Source organism: Phenylobacterium sp. (genome assembly GCF_013822795.1).
GTDB lineage: Bacteria > Pseudomonadota > Alphaproteobacteria > Caulobacterales > Caulobacteraceae > Phenylobacterium.
The window spans coordinates 157,238-173,000 of record NZ_PNLB01000005.1; the positions used below are offsets into that span (position 1 = coordinate 157,238).

Sequence of the window (15,763 nt, forward strand, 5' to 3'; positions counted from 1 at the left end):
TGCGCAGCAAGACCGGGATCCATTGGCGCCGTGATGGGCGAATGGCGCGCGGCCGCGCGATAGCTTGCCAGATCAGGTGTTCATGGGTCCCGGTCTTCAGCCTGCGGCCGAAACCGGGATGACACGCCTAGGCGATCAGGCCGCCGGGACGACCTGGTCGGCAAACTGGCCGCCCTTGCGGAAGCGGTAGAGATAGGTCGGGGCGACGGCTTCCAGCGTCATCGGCGAGGTGACGCCAAGATCGGCCAGGCCCGGCAGGGCGGGGTCGGCGACGTTGTCGGTCTTGAGGACCTCGACCTGGCCGGCGGTGATCGGCGGCGACAGCGGGGTGATCAGGCCGATCGGCGCGCTGAGCTTGGCCAGGAAGCTGGCGATCCCGAACGGCATTGGGATCAGGCCACGGCGACGGCCGGTCTCGGCGACCACCAGTTCGACGATCTGGCGCACGGTGAAGACGCCCGGGCCGCCCAGTTCGTAGGTGCGGCCGGCGCAGGCCGGATCGGTGACCGCGGTGGCCGCGGCGCGGGCCAGGTCGGCGACGTAGATCGGCTGCAACCGGGTCTCGGCCCCGATCAGCGGCAGGACCGGGCTGTAGACGGCCATCTGGCCGAAGGTGTTCAGCAGCTTGTCGCCCTGACCGAAGACCACCGAGGGCCGCAGGATGACGGCGTCGGGGAATTCGGCGCGGGTGACGGCCTCGCCCTCGCCCTTGGAGGCGACGTAGTCGGCGGCGCCGGCGGTGTGGGCGCCGATGCCGGAGATCAGCACCAGGCGCTCGACGCCGAGCTCGCGGGCGGCGCGGGCGACGTTGCGCGCGCCGTCGACATGGACCGCCGCCAGCTTCTGGCGGCCGGTGTCGTGGAAGATGCCGACGGCGTTGACGCAGGCCTGAGCGCCGTCCAGGGCGCGGCGCACCGAGGCCTCGTCGCGGATGTTAGCCTGGACGACCTCGACCTGGCCGACGTCGCCCATCAGGCGCATCGTGTGGGCCAGGTGCGGTTGGCGGACGGCCACGCGGATGCGCAGGCCCTGCTTGGCGAGGGCCCGAACGATCTGGGTTCCGATGAAGCCCGATCCGCCGAAGACCGTGACCAGATCCTGCATGCCGTGCGTCCGCGTATAAAAAACAAAGAGGGTTCCGAGCCGCCCGGATAGACGAACCGGCCCGGCCCTGCAACGAGACTTCGAATATTGCGACAGAGCGTGTTGACCGCGGCGGAGCGGCGCCCTAAAGAGCGCCCTCCCCGATCCGAAGGGACCGGGCCCAGGTGGCGGAATTGGTAGACGCGCTGGCTTCAGGTGCCAGTGGCCGAAAGGTCGTGGAGGTTCGAGTCCTCTCCTGGGCACCACTCTCATGCAGAGTGGCGCTCGTTCAGCTCCCAGACATGATGGATCCTGCAGGTTGCGTTGCGCGGCCGCGACAGGTGTACGTCCATGACGCGTCTGCGCCTGTGCGGCGGAGATCGCGCGCTATATAGGGTGGCGCGACGTGAAGTTTCGGAGACGGTTCTTGGCCAATCACCTGCATATCGGCGACCTTCCCGACGGCCTGTTCGCCGACGCCGAGGCCGTGGCGATCGATTCGGAGACCATGGGCCTGCAACTGGGCCGCGACCCGCTGTGCGTGGTGCAACTGTCCGACGGCAATGGCGACGCCCATCTGGTCCAGCTGGACCGCAAGACCTATGACGCCCCGAACCTGAAGCGGGTGCTGACCGACCCGAAGATCCTGAAGATCTTCCACTTCGGGCGCTTCGACATCGCCATGTTCCACCTGCATCTGGGGGTGGTCACCGCGCCGGTCTACTGCACCAAGATCGCTTCGAAGCTGGCCCGCACCTACACCGACCGCCATGGCCTGAAGGACGTCAGCAAGGAGCTGCTGGGCGTCGACATGTCCAAGGCCCAACAAAGTTCGGACTGGGGCGCGGCCAAGCTCAGCGACGAGCAGATCGCCTACGCCGCCTCCGACGTGCTGCACCTGCACGCCCTGCGCGCCAAGCTCGACGCCATGCTGGTCCGCGAGGGCCGCGACGGGCTGGCTCGCGCCTGTTTCGACTTCCTCCCGCATCGCGCCCTGCTGGACGTGAGGGGCTGGGAAGAGGTCGACATCTTCGCGCACGCCTGAGGCCGGAATGACCCTGGCCGACGCCACAGTCCAACTGCCCGTTCGCCGCGACTTCGAGCGCTGGCGGCGGCGTTCACGGCTGATCCGGCGGCTGCGGGTCATCCTGCCGGCGCTGATCGTGGCGATCTTGGCGGGATTGCTCGGCTTCATCGCCCACACCACCTTCCTGGGCCGCGACGCCAAGCCGCGCGAGGCCGACGCCCCGATCGAGCTGGTCAATCCGCGATTCGTCGGCAAGGACGACAAGGGCCGGGCCTTCGTGCTGACCGCGGCCACTGCGGTGCGCGACGAGAACGACTATCAGCGGGTGCTGCTGGATAAGCCGGCGCTGATCCTCGACGCCGAGGGGGTCAACCCGACCCGGGTGACCGCCAAGTCCGGCGTCTATAGCGAGGACCGGCGGGTGCTGAACCTGGACGGCGGGGTCAAGATGAGCGGCGGCGACGTGACGTTCGACACCGCCAGCTCGATCTTCAACACCGCCACCGGCGAACTCGAGGGCGAGGGGCTGATCTCCGGCGCCTCGTCGCTTGGCGAAATCACAGCGAAGTCCTATGGCGTGTACGACAAGGGCGAGCGCCTGGTCTTCAAGGGCGGGGTGCGCGGACGCATCGATTCGAAGTAGAGCTTATGGACTTCACTACTCGAACTTTCGCACCGGGCTTCCCAAATGGGCTTCATGAGCATGAGCGGGCTTGAAATGACGAAGCTGGCGGCCTTGACCGCTTTTGCCATTGCGCTGGGCGCCGGCCCGGCGGCCGCGCAGCTCAGCCAGAGTTCCGACGCGCCGGTGGACATCACCGCCGACGCGCTTGAGGTCGTGAACAACCAGTGCCTGTCGATCTGGAGCGGATCGGCCGAAGCGCTGCAGGACCGCACGCGGCTGCGCGCCGACGTGATCAAGACCTTCTCCAAGCAGCAGGCCGCGCGCCCGGGCGGCGCGAGCGGCGCGTGCGGCGCGCTCGACCGCATGGAGGCGATCGGCAACGTCTACTACGTGACGCCGCAGCAGCGGGTGCGCGGCGACAACGCCAACTATGACGTCACCGCCGAACGCATCGTCATCACCGGCGACGTGGTCGCCGTGTCCGGCCCGAACGTGATCCGCGGCGACCGGCTGGTGGTCAATGTGGCGACCGGCGACGCGCAGATGCAGTCGGGCGCCAAGGGCCCCGGCAAGGCGCGCCCGCGCGCGGTCATCTATCCGAACCAGCAGGCGGCGCAGCCCGCCGCCCGGCGCTAGGAGTTCACTTGGCCGAGGCCGAACAGTCGTTGCCGGGCCTGGCCGGCGAGGGGCTTGTCGTCGACAACATCGGCAAGTCCTTCCGTAAGCGTGCGGTGGTGAAGGGCGTCTCGCTGCGCCTGGCGCGCGGCGAGGTCGCGGGCCTGCTCGGCCCCAACGGCGCGGGCAAGACCACCTGCTTTTACATGATCACCGGCCTCATCCCGGCCGACTACGGCTCGATCTATCTGGACGGCGAGAACATCACCCGCCAGCCGATGTACCAGCGCGCCCGCATGGGCGTCGGCTATCTGCCGCAGGAAACCTCGATCTTCCGGGCCATGACCGTGGAAGAGAACGTCATGGCCGTGGTCGAGCTGCGCGAGCGCAGCCAGACGCGCGCCAAGCAGACGGTGACCGAGTTGCTGCAGGAACTGCGAATCGAGCATCTGCGCACCTCGCCGGCGGTGTCGCTGTCGGGCGGCGAGCGCCGCCGCGTCGAGATCGCCCGCGCCCTGGCCAGCGAGCCGTCGTTCATGTTGCTCGACGAGCCGTTCGCCGGCATCGACCCGTTGGCCATCGCCGACATCCGCGAAGTGATCACCTATCTGAAGGGCCGCGGCATCGGCATCCTGATCACCGACCACAATGTCCGCGAGACCCTGGACATCATCGACCGCGCCTCGATCATCCACGCCGGCGAGGTGCTGTTCGAAGGCACCCCCGACCAGATCGTCGACAACCCGGAAGTGCGCCGGGTCTATCTGGGCGAGCGCTTCGGCCAGGACTGATTGCGGGCAAGATCGTCCGCGTCTGGACATTCGCCGCGCAAGTTCCTTCTATGGCGCCGCCGCGATAGGGCGGTCGGGGATCTTCGTGTTCATGCGTTCCGCCAGCTTGATTCTTGCGGCCTGCGCCGCCCTTTCGGCGACGCCCGCGTTCGCCCAGGTCGCCGAGGCGCCGTCGCGGGTGTTCGCGCCGCGCGACCTGTTCGGCCTCGAATACGCGTCCGATCCGCAGTTCCGCCCCGACGGTGGGGCCATCGCCTATGTGCGCGTCGCCAACGACATCATGACCGACCGCGCCCGGCGGTCGATCTGGCTGGTCGATCCCAAGACCGGCGCCCAGACCCCGTTGATCGCCGACGAGCGGTCCAATAGCCGGCCGCGCTGGTCGCCGGACGGTCAGCGCCTGGCCTATGTGGTCTCAGGCCCGTCCGGGCCGCAGGTCCACGTCCGCTGGATGGCCAGCGGGCGTTCGGCCCAGGTCGCCACCCTGGAGCAGGCGCCCAGCGACCTGACCTGGTCGCCGGACGGCAAGTCGCTGGCGATCCTGATGCTGACCGCGGGCGAGCCGGCCAAGCTGGGCGCGCCGTTGGCCAAGCCCGAGGGCGCGACCTGGGCCCCGCCGCTGAAGGTCGAGGACCGGATGACCTGGCGCGCCGACGGCGACGGCGAACTGAAGCCCGGTTTCTCGCAGGTGTTCGTGGTCTCGGCCGACGGCGGCGCCCCGCGCCAGCTGACTTTCGGCAAGTTCGACGCCGCTGGGCCGCTGGCCTGGAGCAGCGACAGCCGCAAGGTGCTGTTCTCCACCAACCGCAACAAGGACTGGGAGCGCGATTCCGCCGAGAGCGAGATCTTTGCCGTCTCGGCGCTCGACGGAACTCTGACCCAGCTGACCCATCGGGTCGGCCCCGATCGCGCGCCGGAGGTGTCGCCGGACGGACGCCAGATCGCCTATCTCGGCTATGACGACGCCGCGCGGCGCAGCTACGAGAACGTCCAGCTCTATGTGATGGGCGCTGACGGCCAGGGCTCGCGCTCGCTGACCGCAGGCCTGGACCGCAGCATCGACGCGGCGCAGTGGTCGCACGACGGGCGCAGCCTGGTGGTCTCGTACGACGATCACGGCGTCAAGAAGCTGGCCAAGGTCGGGCTGGACGGCAAGATCCAGCCGCTGGCCGAGGGCCTGGCGGGACCGGCGCTCGACCGACCCTATACCGGCGGGGACTTCTCGGTGGCCCGCGACGGGGCGGTGGCCTTCACGCAGGGCTCGGCCGAGCGGCCGGCGGACATCGCGGTGGCGGGCAAGGGCCAGGCGCGGCGGCTGACGGCGCTGAACGCCGACCTGTTCGCCGGCAAGACCTTGGGCAAGGTCGAGAAGCTGGCGGTGACCTCGTCCTATGACGGCAAGCCGATCGACGCCTGGATCGTCACCCCGCCCAACTTCGATCCGGCGAAGAAATATCCGCTGGTGCTGGAGATCCATGGCGGGCCGTTCTCGGCCTATGGCCCCTATTTCTCGACCGACAACCAGCTCTATGCGGCGGCCGGGTACGTGGTGGTCTACTCGAACCCGCGCGGTTCGACCTCGTACGGGGCCGCCTTCGCCAACGAGATCGACAAGACCTATCCCGCCCACGACTACGACGACCTGATCAGCGTGGTGGACGCCGGGATCGCCAAGGGCTTCGTCGATCCGGCCCGGCTCTATGTCACCGGCGGTTCGGGCGGCGGGCTGCTGACCGCCTGGATCGTCGGCAAGACCGACCGATTCAAGGCCGCCGCGGCCCAGAAGCCGGTGATCAACTGGACCAGCCAGGTGCTGACCGTCGACGGGGCCAACTTCATGGCCGACTACTGGTTCGGCAAGATGCCGTGGGAGGATCCGCAGGGCTATTGGGCGCGCTCGCCGCTGTCGCTGGTCGGCAACGTGAAGACCCCGACCCTGGTGCTGGTCGGCGACCGCGACCTGCGCACCCCGGTCGGCGAGTCCGAGCAGTACTACCAGGCCCTGCGCCTGCGCGGGGTGCCGACGGCGTTCGTGCGGGTGCCCGAGGCCTCGCACGGCGGGCTGGCGGTGCGCCCCTCGCAGTCGGCGGCGCGGGTGCAGGCGATCCTCGCCTGGTTCGAGCGCTACAAGTAGCTAGGTCGTCGGCGCGGCCTGCTGGTCGCGCCGGGCCTCGTACTCCTCGTGGTGGCGGCGACGTTCTTCCTCCAGCGCCTTGCGCCAGCGGGCGCGCAGCAGCGAGGGGCGGTCGGGGTAGCGGTCTTCGAGGAACTCGGCGGCGACCACGCGGTCGGTGCGGAAGTTGCGGAAGTCGGTGCGCAGTTCGCACCAACCGACCAGCATCCGCACCGTCTCATGATAGCCGACGGTGACCGGCCAAACGGTGCGGCGGCTCTCGCGGTCCTGTTCGTCGCGGTAGTGCAGGGTGATCTTGCGGCCGGCGCGGATGGCGGCGCGCACCTGGGCCATATCGAGCTGGTCGGGCGGGGCGGTGCGCCAGCCGGGCACGGCGCGACCGGCGGGTTCCAGCACGTAGGGGCGCAGGCGTTCGGGCACCGAGGCGCTGATCTTGGCGATCAGGTCCTGGGCGGCGCGGGCCAGCGAGGGGTCGCCGCGGCTGGCCACCCATTGGGCCCCGAGCACCGCGGCCTCGATCTCGTCGGGGGTGAGCATCAGCGGCGGCAGATCGAAGCCCTGATCGAGCACGTAGCCCATGCCGGCCTCGCCGCGGATCGGCACCCGCTGGCCCATCAGGGTGGCGATGTCGCGATAGACCGTGCGCTTGGAGGTTTCGAGTTCCTCGGCGATGGCGTCGGCCGTGATCGGCGCGCGCGCCCGGCGCATGATCTGGATGATCTGAAACAGGCGATCGGCGCGACGCATGGAGATCCGCTTCATGGGGCTGGAGCATCGGCCTGCGATGCTGACAGCATGGTGGCAGCAGCCGGGTTCTAAGCCAACGGAGTTCTTTCAGGGAGAGACTCCATGATCACGCTTTACGGAGCCGGCGCGAACTTCGGGCTGCCCGAAGTCAGCCCCTATGTGACCAAGACCGAGGTCCATCTGCGCATGGCGGGCCTGGCCTACGCCAAGCAAGCCGCGCCGCCGCAGATGTCGCCCAAGGGCCAGTTGCCGTGGATGGACGATGACGGCGAGCTGATCGCCGACAGCCACTTCATCCGCCTGCACCTGGAGCGGAAGTACGGCGTCGACTTCGACGAGGGCCTGAGCGTGGCCGAGCGGGCGCAGGCCTGGGCCATCGAGCGGATGGTCGAAAATCACCTGGGCTGGACGTTGGTCAACGTCCGCTGGCTGATCCCGGAGAACTACGCGAAGGGCCCGGCGCAGTTCTTCAGCGCCCTGCCGCCGGCGATGCAGGACGACATGCGCCGCGACATCCAGGGCCGCATCGGCGAGAGCCTGCGCGCCGTCGGCATCGGCCGCCATACGGATGATGAGATCCTGGGCCTGGGCGTGCGTTCGCTGGCGGCGCTGTCGGCGCTGCTGGGCGACAAGCCGTTCCTGATGGGCGCGCGGCCGACCGGCGTCGACGCCGTCGCCTTCGGCGTGCTGGCCGGGCTGATGATTCCGTTCTTCGAGGCGCCGATCCGCGAGCGGGCGATGAGCTTTGACAACCTGGCCGGTTATGTCGATCGGATGATGGCCGGGGTCTATCCGGAGTTCGCCTGGACGCCGCTCAACCAGCGGTCGGAATTCATGGCCGCGTAAACGAAGCTGCGCCGTGCGGTTAACACTTCGGTTGGGATGAGCGCGCTAACCTCGCCAGCAAGAAACAGGCCAGGAGGCGGATTTGGCGCTCGGCGCGCGTTTGGAGCTGAGGCAAGGGCAGGGGCTGGTCATCACGCCCCAGCTGCAGCAGGCGATCAAGCTGCTGCAGCTCTCGAACCTTGAGCTCGAAGCCTTCGTCGAGGGCGAGCTGGAGCGCAACCCGCTGCTGCAGCGCGACGAGCGCGAATCAGAGCCCGACCGCGAGGAGCAGCCGCGCAGCGAGGCCGACGATCACTCGGCCGACCAGATCAGCGACCACGCCGCTGCGGCCGACATGGACACCTCGCACGACCAGGCCTCGCCCGGCGAGCACGCCACCGGCGACGCGCAGGAAGCCCAGCACGCGGGCGGCGCGGTCGACTGGTCGAAGGCCGGCAAGGGCGGCGGCTTCGAGGACACCGACGACTTCGAAGGCCGGCTGACCCGCGAAAAGACGCTGAGCGAACACCTGCACGACCAGCTGGCGGTGGCCGGACTGACGCCGACGCAGAACGCCATCGCCGCCATCCTGATCGACGGGGTCGACGAGGGCGGCTACCTGCGCGTCGACCTGATCGAAACCGCCGAGCGGCTGGGCTGCGAACTGGCCGCGGTCGAGGGCGTGCTGACCACCCTGCAGGGTTTCGAGCCGACCGGCGTCTTCGCCCGCGACGTGCGCGAGTGCCTGATGCTGCAGCTCAAGGAACGCGACCGCTGCGATCCGGCGATGGTGGCGCTGCTCGACAATCTGGAATTGCTCGCCCGCCGTGACATGGCCGCCTTGCGCAAGGTCTGCGGCGTCGACGACGAGGACATGCGCGACATGGTCGCCGAGCTGCGCGGCCTGACCCCGCGGCCCGGCGCGGCGTTCGGCGGTGAGCCGAGCCAGCCGGTGGCGCCGGACGTATTCGTGCGCGAAGGCCTGGGCGGCCTGTGGCACGTGGAGCTGAACACCGACACCCTGCCGCGGCTGCTGATCGACCAGCGCTATCACGCCCGCGTCGCCGGCGGCGCGCGGACCGACCAGGAAAAGGTCTTCGTTTCCGACTGCATGGCCAGCGCCAACTGGCTGGTGAAGAGCCTGGACCAGCGGGCCAAGACCATCCTGAAGGTGGCTAGCGAAATCGTGCGCCAGCAGGACGGCTTCCTGGCCTTCGGGGTCGAGCACCTGCGGCCGCTGAACCTGAAGACCGTGGCCGACGCCATCGGCATGCACGAATCCACTGTCAGCCGGGTGACCTCGAACAAGTACATCGCCACGCCGCGCGGCATGTTCGAGCTGAAGTTCTTCTTCACCTCCTCGATCGCCTCGACCTCGGGCGGGGAAGCGCACTCGGCCGAGAGCGTGCGCCACAAGATCAAGCAGCTGATCGACACCGAGCGCGGCGAGCGCGACGTGCATTCGGACGACCGGATCGTCGAGATCCTCAAGGAGACCGGCGTCGACATCGCTCGCCGGACCGTCGCCAAGTACCGCGAGGCGATGCGCATTCCTTCGTCGGTCGAGCGCCGGCGGGTGCTGAAGGAAGCGGTCTAGCCGGCCGCCGCTGTCATCCCGGTTTCGGCGCAGCCGAAGACCGGGACCCATGAACACCAGATCTCGCACGCCTCAGCGCCGCGCCCTCCTTCCGCCCATACGGCGTCAATGGGTCCCGGTCTTGCTGCGCAAACCGGGATGACACCTCTAGTTCGCCGGCAGCGCCCCGAGATAGGCTTCCAGCAGGCGGACCAGCTCGTCCTCGAGCGCAGCGGGATCAAGCGCCAGGTCAGGCTCGGCCGCGGCCGCGCGCAGCAGGCTGATCGGCGCGTGGGTGAGCACGAAGGCGCGCTCCGGCGTCAGCTCCATCGCGAACTGAGCCTTGCCCTCGATGGCGGCCAGGAACGCCTGGTGATGCTGGGCCAGCCCGCCGTCGCCGCCGCGCCGCCGATACATCGCGTCAAGCAGGGCGGCGCGGCCGCGCGGGGCGTCGTCGAAGCTGCGGGTCAGGGCCTGGACGATGGCGCGCACGGCGTTCGTGCCCGGCGGGCTGATCACCAGGTCGGCGATGTCGTCGCGCACGGCGCTGGCGCGCTGTTCGGCGAGGGCGGCGAGTATGTCGTCCTTATCGCGGAAGTACTGGTAGACGGTGCCGATGCTGACCCCGGCGCGGGCGGCGATGTGGTTGGTGGTCAGCCGCTCGGCCCCCTCGGCTTCGAGAAGTTGAAGGGTGGCGTCCAGGATCACCTTGATCGTCGACTCGGCGCGCGCCTGGCGCGGCGTTCTGCGTTTTCTTTCAGGCATTTGCCGGCACCGTGAAGCGGCGGCGCAGGGCCGCGTGAACGCGAGTAGGAATGTGAGGAATGCTTACATAACGTTCGTGGCAGTCCAAGACCTCAACGCCTGGAGACGTCCATGAGCCCCGCCGTCGAGCGCGCCCGCCAGCGGATCGCCGCCCAGAAGGCCCTGCTGCCGCAGATGTATGCGAGCGTGGATTTCGACCGCCAGCCGGAGCGGTTCACCGACGATCCGGCCTTCGCAGGGGTGCGCGACCGCGCGCCGCTGGGGCTGCAGGTCACCGACGAGGAGATCGAGCTGGTCCGCGCCTACACCATGCTGGGCGACGTGGTGGCCGACGCCTATGCGGCGCTGATCCCCAAGCACGGATTTCGCGGACTGATCGCCATGCTGGTCCAGGCCTGCGACCACGGGGTGGAGGCGGTGGAGAACGCCCCGCCGGAGCTGGCGGCGTTCATCGCGGCGATGGAGGCGACGCCTGACTGGGTGGACATGGCGCTGGTCGACGAGGGCGCGCGGCTGGACCGCAACGCCACCGCCAACCTGGCGCCGTTCGCGATCCGTGGGGCGTTCATCGCCACCTTCCTCAACAAGTACTCGGCCCTGCCGATGGCCCTGACCGGGACGCTCAGCAACGACACCGCCGCGCGGCGGGTCAACGAGACCGCGACCTTCTTTGCGACCACGGTGCTGCCCGGCGCGCTGGAGCGCCACGGCGAGGGGTTCAAGGCCGCGGCCATGGTGCGGCTGATGCACTCGATGGTGCGGTTCAACGCCTTGCGCTCGGGCCGCTGGGACAGCGCCGTCTACGGCGTGCCGATCCCGCAGGTCGACCAGATGCCGGCCGGGCTGATCCCGATCTTCCTGATGGCCTTCAAGCTGATGGGCCAGGGGCGGCGGACGTTCACCGCGGCCGAGCGCGCGCAGGTCGAGCTGGCCCGCTATCGCTGTTTCCTGTTGGGGCTGCCCGAAGAGCTGCTGGCGACCACGCCTGAGGGGATCGTGCGGATCATGACCGCACGCGGCAGCACGCTGCGCCAAGGGTTCGACGACGAGACCTGCGGCGAGCTGATCCGCGCGACGCTGTCGGCCTATCTGCCGGCCAGCCGCTCGCCGGCGGCGCGGCTGCACAACGTGATCGAGAAGAGCTTCGCCAAGGCGTTCTTCCTGCGCCAGTTCCTGAAGGGCGACCGGGCGGCGGCGGACCGCATGGGCGTGCCGGTCAGCGGGCTGGACCGGGCGGTGTTCGCGCTGGTGGCGGTGGCGGTCGGGCTGCGGATGGCGGCCTATCGCTGGGCGGCGCGGATCCCGGGCCTGCGCGGGGCGGCCGATGCGGCGCTGGTGCGCAAGATCCGCGCGCTGCTGCGCCGCTATGGCCATGCGGAGTTCACGTCCAACGCCGAGGCCTATCGCCCCGCCCAAGGCGTGCGCGCGGCGGCCTGATTTCGGCAAGAACGCGCCCAGCTCTGCAGGCTTTGCGAGAAATTCTGTCTTGAGCCTCGTGGGCGTCCGGCTAGGGATGCCCGCGTGATCAGCTTTCAATCCGTCGGCAAGACCTTCGCGCGCGCGACCGCGCCTGCGCTCCATGACGTCACCTTGCAGGTCCAGGCTGGCGAGGTGTTCGGCGTCATCGGCCAGTCAGGCGCCGGCAAGTCGACCCTGATCCGGCTGATCAACGGACTGGAGCGGCCGAGCGCGGGCAAGGTGCTCACCGACGGCGAGGACGTCGGGGCGTTGGACGCCGCGGGCCTGCGCGCTCTGCGCCGCCGGGTCGGGATGATCTTCCAACACTTCAACCTGCTGTCGTCGAAGACTGTCGCCCAGAACGTCGCCTATCCGCTGAAGGTGGCGGGCGTGGCGAAGGCGCAGATCGGCCCGAAGGTCGAGCAGCTGCTGGAACGGGTCGGCCTGGGCGATCAGGCGCACAAGTACCCGGCCCAGCTGTCGGGCGGCCAGAAGCAGCGGGTCGGCATCGCCCGGGCCCTGGCCAATGGCCCCAAGATCCTGCTCTGCGACGAGGCGACCAGCGCGCTCGATCCGCAGACCACCGAGCAGATCCTCGACCTGCTCAGCGAACTGAACCGCGAGCTGGGCCTGACCATCGTGCTGATCACTCACGAGATGGAGGTGATCCGCCGAGTCTGCCATCGCGTCGCCGTGCTCGACGCCGGATCGGTGGTGGAGAGCGGCGACGTGGCGGAGGTGTTCCTGCATCCGCAGCATGCCGTGACCCGGGCGCTGGTGGCCGACGCGGCCGGCCTGGGCGCGGCGGCGACGCCCGGCGCGCTGCGGCTGACCTTTCGTGGGCAGGCGACCTATGAGCCGATCCTGGGCCGCATCGCCCGCGACACCGGGGTCGACTACTCGATCCTGGCCGGCCGCATCGACCGGATCCGCGACGAGCCCTATGGCCAGCTGCTGGTCAGCCTAGTCGGCGGCGACGTGGTCGCGGCGCGCGAGCGGCTGAGCGCCGCCGGCGTTCGGGTCGAGGAGGCGTAAGTCATGTTCGCCAACATCAACTGGGCCGACATCGGCCAGGCCAGCCTCGACACCCTGGTCATGCTGGCCGGGTCGCTGGGCTTCTCGGTGCTGCTGGGCCTGCCGCTGGGCGTGATCCTGTTCCTGACTGGCAAGGGCAAGCTGCTGGAGAATGGGCCGGCCCACGCGGCGCTGTCGTTCGGCGTCAACGTGCTGCGCTCGGTGCCGTTCGTGATCCTGCTGATCGTGATGATTCCGCTGACCATGCTGCTGGTCGGCACCTCGCTGGGCGTGGCCGGAGCCATCCCGCCGCTGGTGGTGGGGGCGGCGCCGTTCTATGCGCGGCTGGTCGAGACCGCGCTGCGCGAGGTCGACAAGGGCGTGATCGAGGCGGCCCAGGCGATGGGCGCCAGCCCGCGCCAGATCGTGTTCGGGGCGCTGCTGCCCGAGGCGCTGCCCGGCATCGTGGCCGGCGCGACGGTGACGGCGATCGCGTTGGTCTCCTACACGGCCATGGCCGGCGTGGTCGGGGCCGGCGGCCTGGGCGACCTGGCGATCCGTTTCGGCTACCAGCGGTTCCAGACCGACGTCATGGTCGTGACGGTGCTGCTGCTGCTGGCCCTGGTTCAGGGGCTGCAATGGGCGGGCGACCGCCTGGTCATCAAGCTCAGCCGCCGCTGAGCGGCGAAAGGAAGTCCATGCTGAACAAGCGCACCCTGATCCTGGCCGCCGCCGTCCTGGCGCTGGCCGCCTGCGGCCAGAAGCCGGCCGCCACGGCCGCCGCCGACACCCTGGTCATCGCCGCCACCCCGGTGCCGCACGCCGAGATCCTGGAGGTCGTGCGCCCCATCTTGGCCAAGGAGGGCGTGAAGCTGGATGTGAAGGTGTTCAACGACTACGTGCAGCCGAACCTGCAGGTGGCGCAGAAGCAGCTGGACGTGAACTACTTCCAGACCGCGCCCTATCTCGACGAGTTCAACAAGGCCCGCGGCACCAACCTGGTGAAGGTGGTCGGCGTGCATATCGAGCCGATCGGGGCCTATTCGAAGAAGTTCAAGAGCCTGGCCGAGCTGCCGCAGGGCGCCAGCGTGGCGATCCCCAACGAGCCGAGCAACGGCGGGCGGGCGCTGCTGCTGCTGCAGAAGGGCGGGCTGATCACCCTGAAGGACCCGGCCAACCCGCTGTCGACGCTGAACGACATCGTCGCCAACCCCAAGGGCCTGAAGTTCAAGGAGCTGGAGGCCGCGACTCTGCCGCGGGTGCTGGGCGAACTGGACCTGGCGGTGATCAACACCAACTACGTGCTCGACGCGGGTCTGAACCCGGCCAAGGACGCGCTGATCCTGGAGGACGGGAACAGCCCCTATGTGAACCTGCTGGTCGCCCGGCCCGACAACAAGGACGACCCGAGGGTGCAGAAGCTGGCCAAGGCGCTGACCAGCCCCGAGGTGAAGGCGTTCATCGCCCAAAAGTACGCCGGCGCGGTGCAGCCGGCGTTCTGACGACCAACCTGGGGGCCGCACCTAGAAGTTCCTCGCCCCGCTTGAGGGGAGAGGTTAGGTGAGGGGGTGGCGGCGCGGAGCGGCGCATTGCGGCGGCGGCCGTAGACCCCCTCACCCCAACCCTCTCCCCCAAGGGGCGAGGGAGCGGTCTGTGGCGCGGCGGGCGGAGGGCTTCCTGGCGTGCGCGCCGCCTGGGCGTGGCAGGTCCAGAGCTGAAAGGTCCCTCGACCCTCTCCCCCAAGGGGGCGGGGGAGCGGTCTGGGCGGGCGGGCCGTCAGAGCGCTTCGCCCGCCACCTCCCCAATGGGGAGGCTCCGTTACCGCGCCACGACCTCCGCGATCTGGACGGCGTTGAGGGCCGCGCCCTTCAGCAGCTGATCGCCGACCACGAACAGGCTGAGCGTGCGGCCGGTGGGGTCGGAGAGGTCGGCGCGGATGCGGCCGACCAGGACGTCGTCGGCGCCCGAAGCCTCGTTCGGCATCGGGAAGTGGTTGCGCAGCGCGTCGTTGACCAGCTTCACGCCCGGCGCGGCGGCCAGCCACTCTTCGGCCTGGGCGGGGGTGACCGGGTTCTCGAACTCGACGGTCAGCGACATCGAGTGGGCGCGCAGCACCGGCACCCGCACACAGGTGAAGGACAGGCGCAGGTCCGGCGTGGACATGATCTTGCGGATCTCCTCCATCGCCTTCAGCTCTTCGCCGTTGTAGCCGGTCTCGGCGTCGACGCCGGCGTTATGGCTGAACAGGTTGAAGGCGTAGGGGTGCGGCAGCACCTTGGGCTCGAAGGCTTCGCCGGCCAGGTAGGCGGCGGTGGACTGTTCGAGTTCGGCCATGGCCGCGGCGCCGGCGCCCGAGGCCGACTGGTAGGTCGCGCCGATCACCCGCTGGATGGGGTTGTTGGCGTGCAGCGGCGCCAGCGCCATCACCGCGATCGCAGCGACGCAGTTGGGATTGGCGATGATCCGCGGCTGCTCGCCCAGCAGGCCGCCGTTCACTTCGGGAACCACCAGCGGGATCTCGGCTTGCATGCGGAAGGCCGAGGAGTTGTCGACCACGACGCAGCCCTTGGCCGCGGCGATCGGCGCGAACTCGCGGCTGATCGAGGCGCCGGCCGAGAACAGGGCGATGTCGACGCCGGTGAAGGAGTCGGCGGTCAACGCCTCGACGGCCACCTGGCGGCCCTGGAAGGTGTAGGTGCGGCCGGCCGAGCGCGGCGAGGCCAGCAGCTTCAGCGCGCGGACCGGGAAATTGCGGCGCTCGAGACACTCCATCAGTTCGACGCCGACGGCGCCGGTGGCCCCGACGATGGCGACGTTGAACAGGCGTTGGCCGGCGGAGCGGGCGACTTCGGTGGAAAGCATGACTCTATCGTCTCCGGTGGGTGAGTTCCGGTAGGCCGAGGTCTTTCGCTTTTCGAGAATGCGACCCCAGCCTGCCGGCGGGGTCCTTGGGGTCTTACGCGGCGAGCACGCGCGAACCCCCAAGCCCCGCGGGCATGGTGGTTTTAATCGCGCTTTTAATGGTCGAACGACGCATGGCGCTCCGATATGGCAAAGACAGCCTGCTTGTAAATGGTGAAATGTAGGCCAAATCCAAAACGAG

15 protein-coding genes and 1 tRNA gene are annotated in these 15,763 nt (G+C 69.2%); 12 read left to right on the forward strand and 4 right to left on the reverse strand.

Going from position 1 to position 15,763, the window contains the following annotated elements:
• Window positions 1–135 precede the first annotated feature (135 nt).
• On the reverse strand, window positions 136–1,104 hold the full coding sequence (locus C0481_RS06385; RefSeq protein WP_293401828.1) for a complex I NDUFA9 subunit family protein: 969 nt from the start codon (window positions 1,102–1,104) through the stop codon (window positions 136–138).
• Window positions 1,105–1,262: 158 nt separating this feature from the next.
• On the opposite strand from C0481_RS06385, the gene C0481_RS06390 reads away from it, so the two are divergent.
• The 6 genes from C0481_RS06390 (at window position 1,263) to C0481_RS06415 (ending at window position 6,275) form a co-directional block, all read left to right on the forward strand.
• Window positions 1,263–1,349, forward strand: a tRNA-Leu gene (locus C0481_RS06390).
• Window positions 1,350–1,510: 161 nt separating this feature from the next.
• Entirely contained in the window at window positions 1,511–2,128 is a 618-nt protein-coding gene (locus C0481_RS06395) for a ribonuclease D (protein WP_293401830.1), read from the forward strand.
• A 7-nt stretch (window positions 2,129–2,135) separates the two neighbouring features.
• Window positions 2,136–2,753: an LPS export ABC transporter periplasmic protein LptC gene (gene lptC, locus C0481_RS06400; protein ID WP_293401832.1), complete on the forward strand. Its 618-nt coding sequence runs from the start codon at window positions 2,136–2,138 to the stop codon at window positions 2,751–2,753.
• A 93-nt stretch (window positions 2,754–2,846) separates the two neighbouring features.
• Window positions 2,847–3,371, forward strand: coding sequence for an LptA/OstA family protein (locus C0481_RS06405; RefSeq protein WP_293401834.1), 525 nt, complete (start codon window positions 2,847–2,849; stop codon window positions 3,369–3,371).
• Between the two features lie 29 nt (window positions 3,372–3,400).
• Window positions 3,401–4,141, forward strand: a complete 741-nt coding sequence (gene lptB / locus C0481_RS06410) for an LPS export ABC transporter ATP-binding protein (RefSeq protein ID WP_293401922.1) — start codon at window positions 3,401–3,403, stop codon at window positions 4,139–4,141.
• 91 nt (window positions 4,142–4,232) lie between these two features.
• Window positions 4,233–6,275, forward strand: coding sequence for a S9 family peptidase (locus C0481_RS06415; RefSeq protein WP_293401836.1), 2,043 nt, complete (start codon window positions 4,233–4,235; stop codon window positions 6,273–6,275).
• Here the strand turns inward: C0481_RS06415 and C0481_RS06420 are convergent, their stop codons facing one another.
• A complete protein-coding gene (locus tag C0481_RS06420) occupies window positions 6,276–7,022 on the reverse strand; it encodes a YafY family protein (RefSeq protein WP_293401838.1) in 747 nt (248 codons plus the stop codon).
• 102 nt (window positions 7,023–7,124) lie between these two features.
• Between C0481_RS06420 and C0481_RS06425 the strand changes: the two genes are divergently transcribed.
• Window positions 7,125–7,868 carry a glutathione S-transferase family protein gene (locus C0481_RS06425; RefSeq protein ID WP_293401840.1) on the forward strand — a complete coding sequence of 248 codons (744 nt, stop codon included), beginning with the start codon at window positions 7,125–7,127 and terminating at the stop codon, window positions 7,866–7,868.
• Between the two features lie 82 nt (window positions 7,869–7,950).
• The gene (gene rpoN, locus C0481_RS06430) at window positions 7,951–9,444 is read left to right on the forward strand and encodes an RNA polymerase factor sigma-54 (RefSeq protein WP_293401842.1); all 1,494 of its coding nucleotides are present in this window, start codon (window positions 7,951–7,953) and stop codon (window positions 9,442–9,444) included.
• Between the two features lie 147 nt (window positions 9,445–9,591).
• Here the strand turns inward: rpoN and C0481_RS06435 are convergent, their stop codons facing one another.
• Window positions 9,592–10,188, reverse strand: a complete 597-nt coding sequence (locus C0481_RS06435) for a TetR/AcrR family transcriptional regulator (protein WP_293401844.1) — start codon at window positions 10,186–10,188, stop codon at window positions 9,592–9,594.
• A 111-nt stretch (window positions 10,189–10,299) separates the two neighbouring features.
• On the opposite strand from C0481_RS06435, the gene C0481_RS06440 reads away from it, so the two are divergent.
• From C0481_RS06440 to C0481_RS06455, 4 genes are all read left to right on the forward strand, one after another.
• Window positions 10,300–11,625, forward strand: a complete 1,326-nt coding sequence (locus C0481_RS06440) for an oxygenase MpaB family protein (protein WP_293401846.1) — start codon at window positions 10,300–10,302, stop codon at window positions 11,623–11,625.
• Between the two features lie 84 nt (window positions 11,626–11,709).
• A complete protein-coding gene (locus C0481_RS06445) occupies window positions 11,710–12,681 on the forward strand; it encodes a methionine ABC transporter ATP-binding protein (protein ID WP_293401848.1) in 972 nt (323 codons plus the stop codon).
• A gap of 3 nt (window positions 12,682–12,684) precedes the next feature.
• The gene (locus C0481_RS06450; RefSeq protein ID WP_293401850.1) at window positions 12,685–13,341 is read left to right on the forward strand and encodes a methionine ABC transporter permease; all 657 of its coding nucleotides are present in this window, start codon (window positions 12,685–12,687) and stop codon (window positions 13,339–13,341) included.
• A gap of 17 nt (window positions 13,342–13,358) precedes the next feature.
• Complete coding sequence (locus C0481_RS06455; protein WP_293401852.1) at window positions 13,359–14,162, forward strand: MetQ/NlpA family ABC transporter substrate-binding protein; 804 nt, start codon at window positions 13,359–13,361, stop codon at window positions 14,160–14,162.
• 316 nt (window positions 14,163–14,478) lie between these two features.
• Here C0481_RS06455 and C0481_RS06460 read toward each other — a convergent pair whose 3' ends face one another.
• Window positions 14,479–15,522 (reverse strand): aspartate-semialdehyde dehydrogenase, encoded by a 1,044-nt coding sequence (locus C0481_RS06460; protein ID WP_293401854.1) that lies wholly within the window; start codon window positions 15,520–15,522, stop codon window positions 14,479–14,481.
• Window positions 15,523–15,763 lie beyond the last annotated feature (241 nt).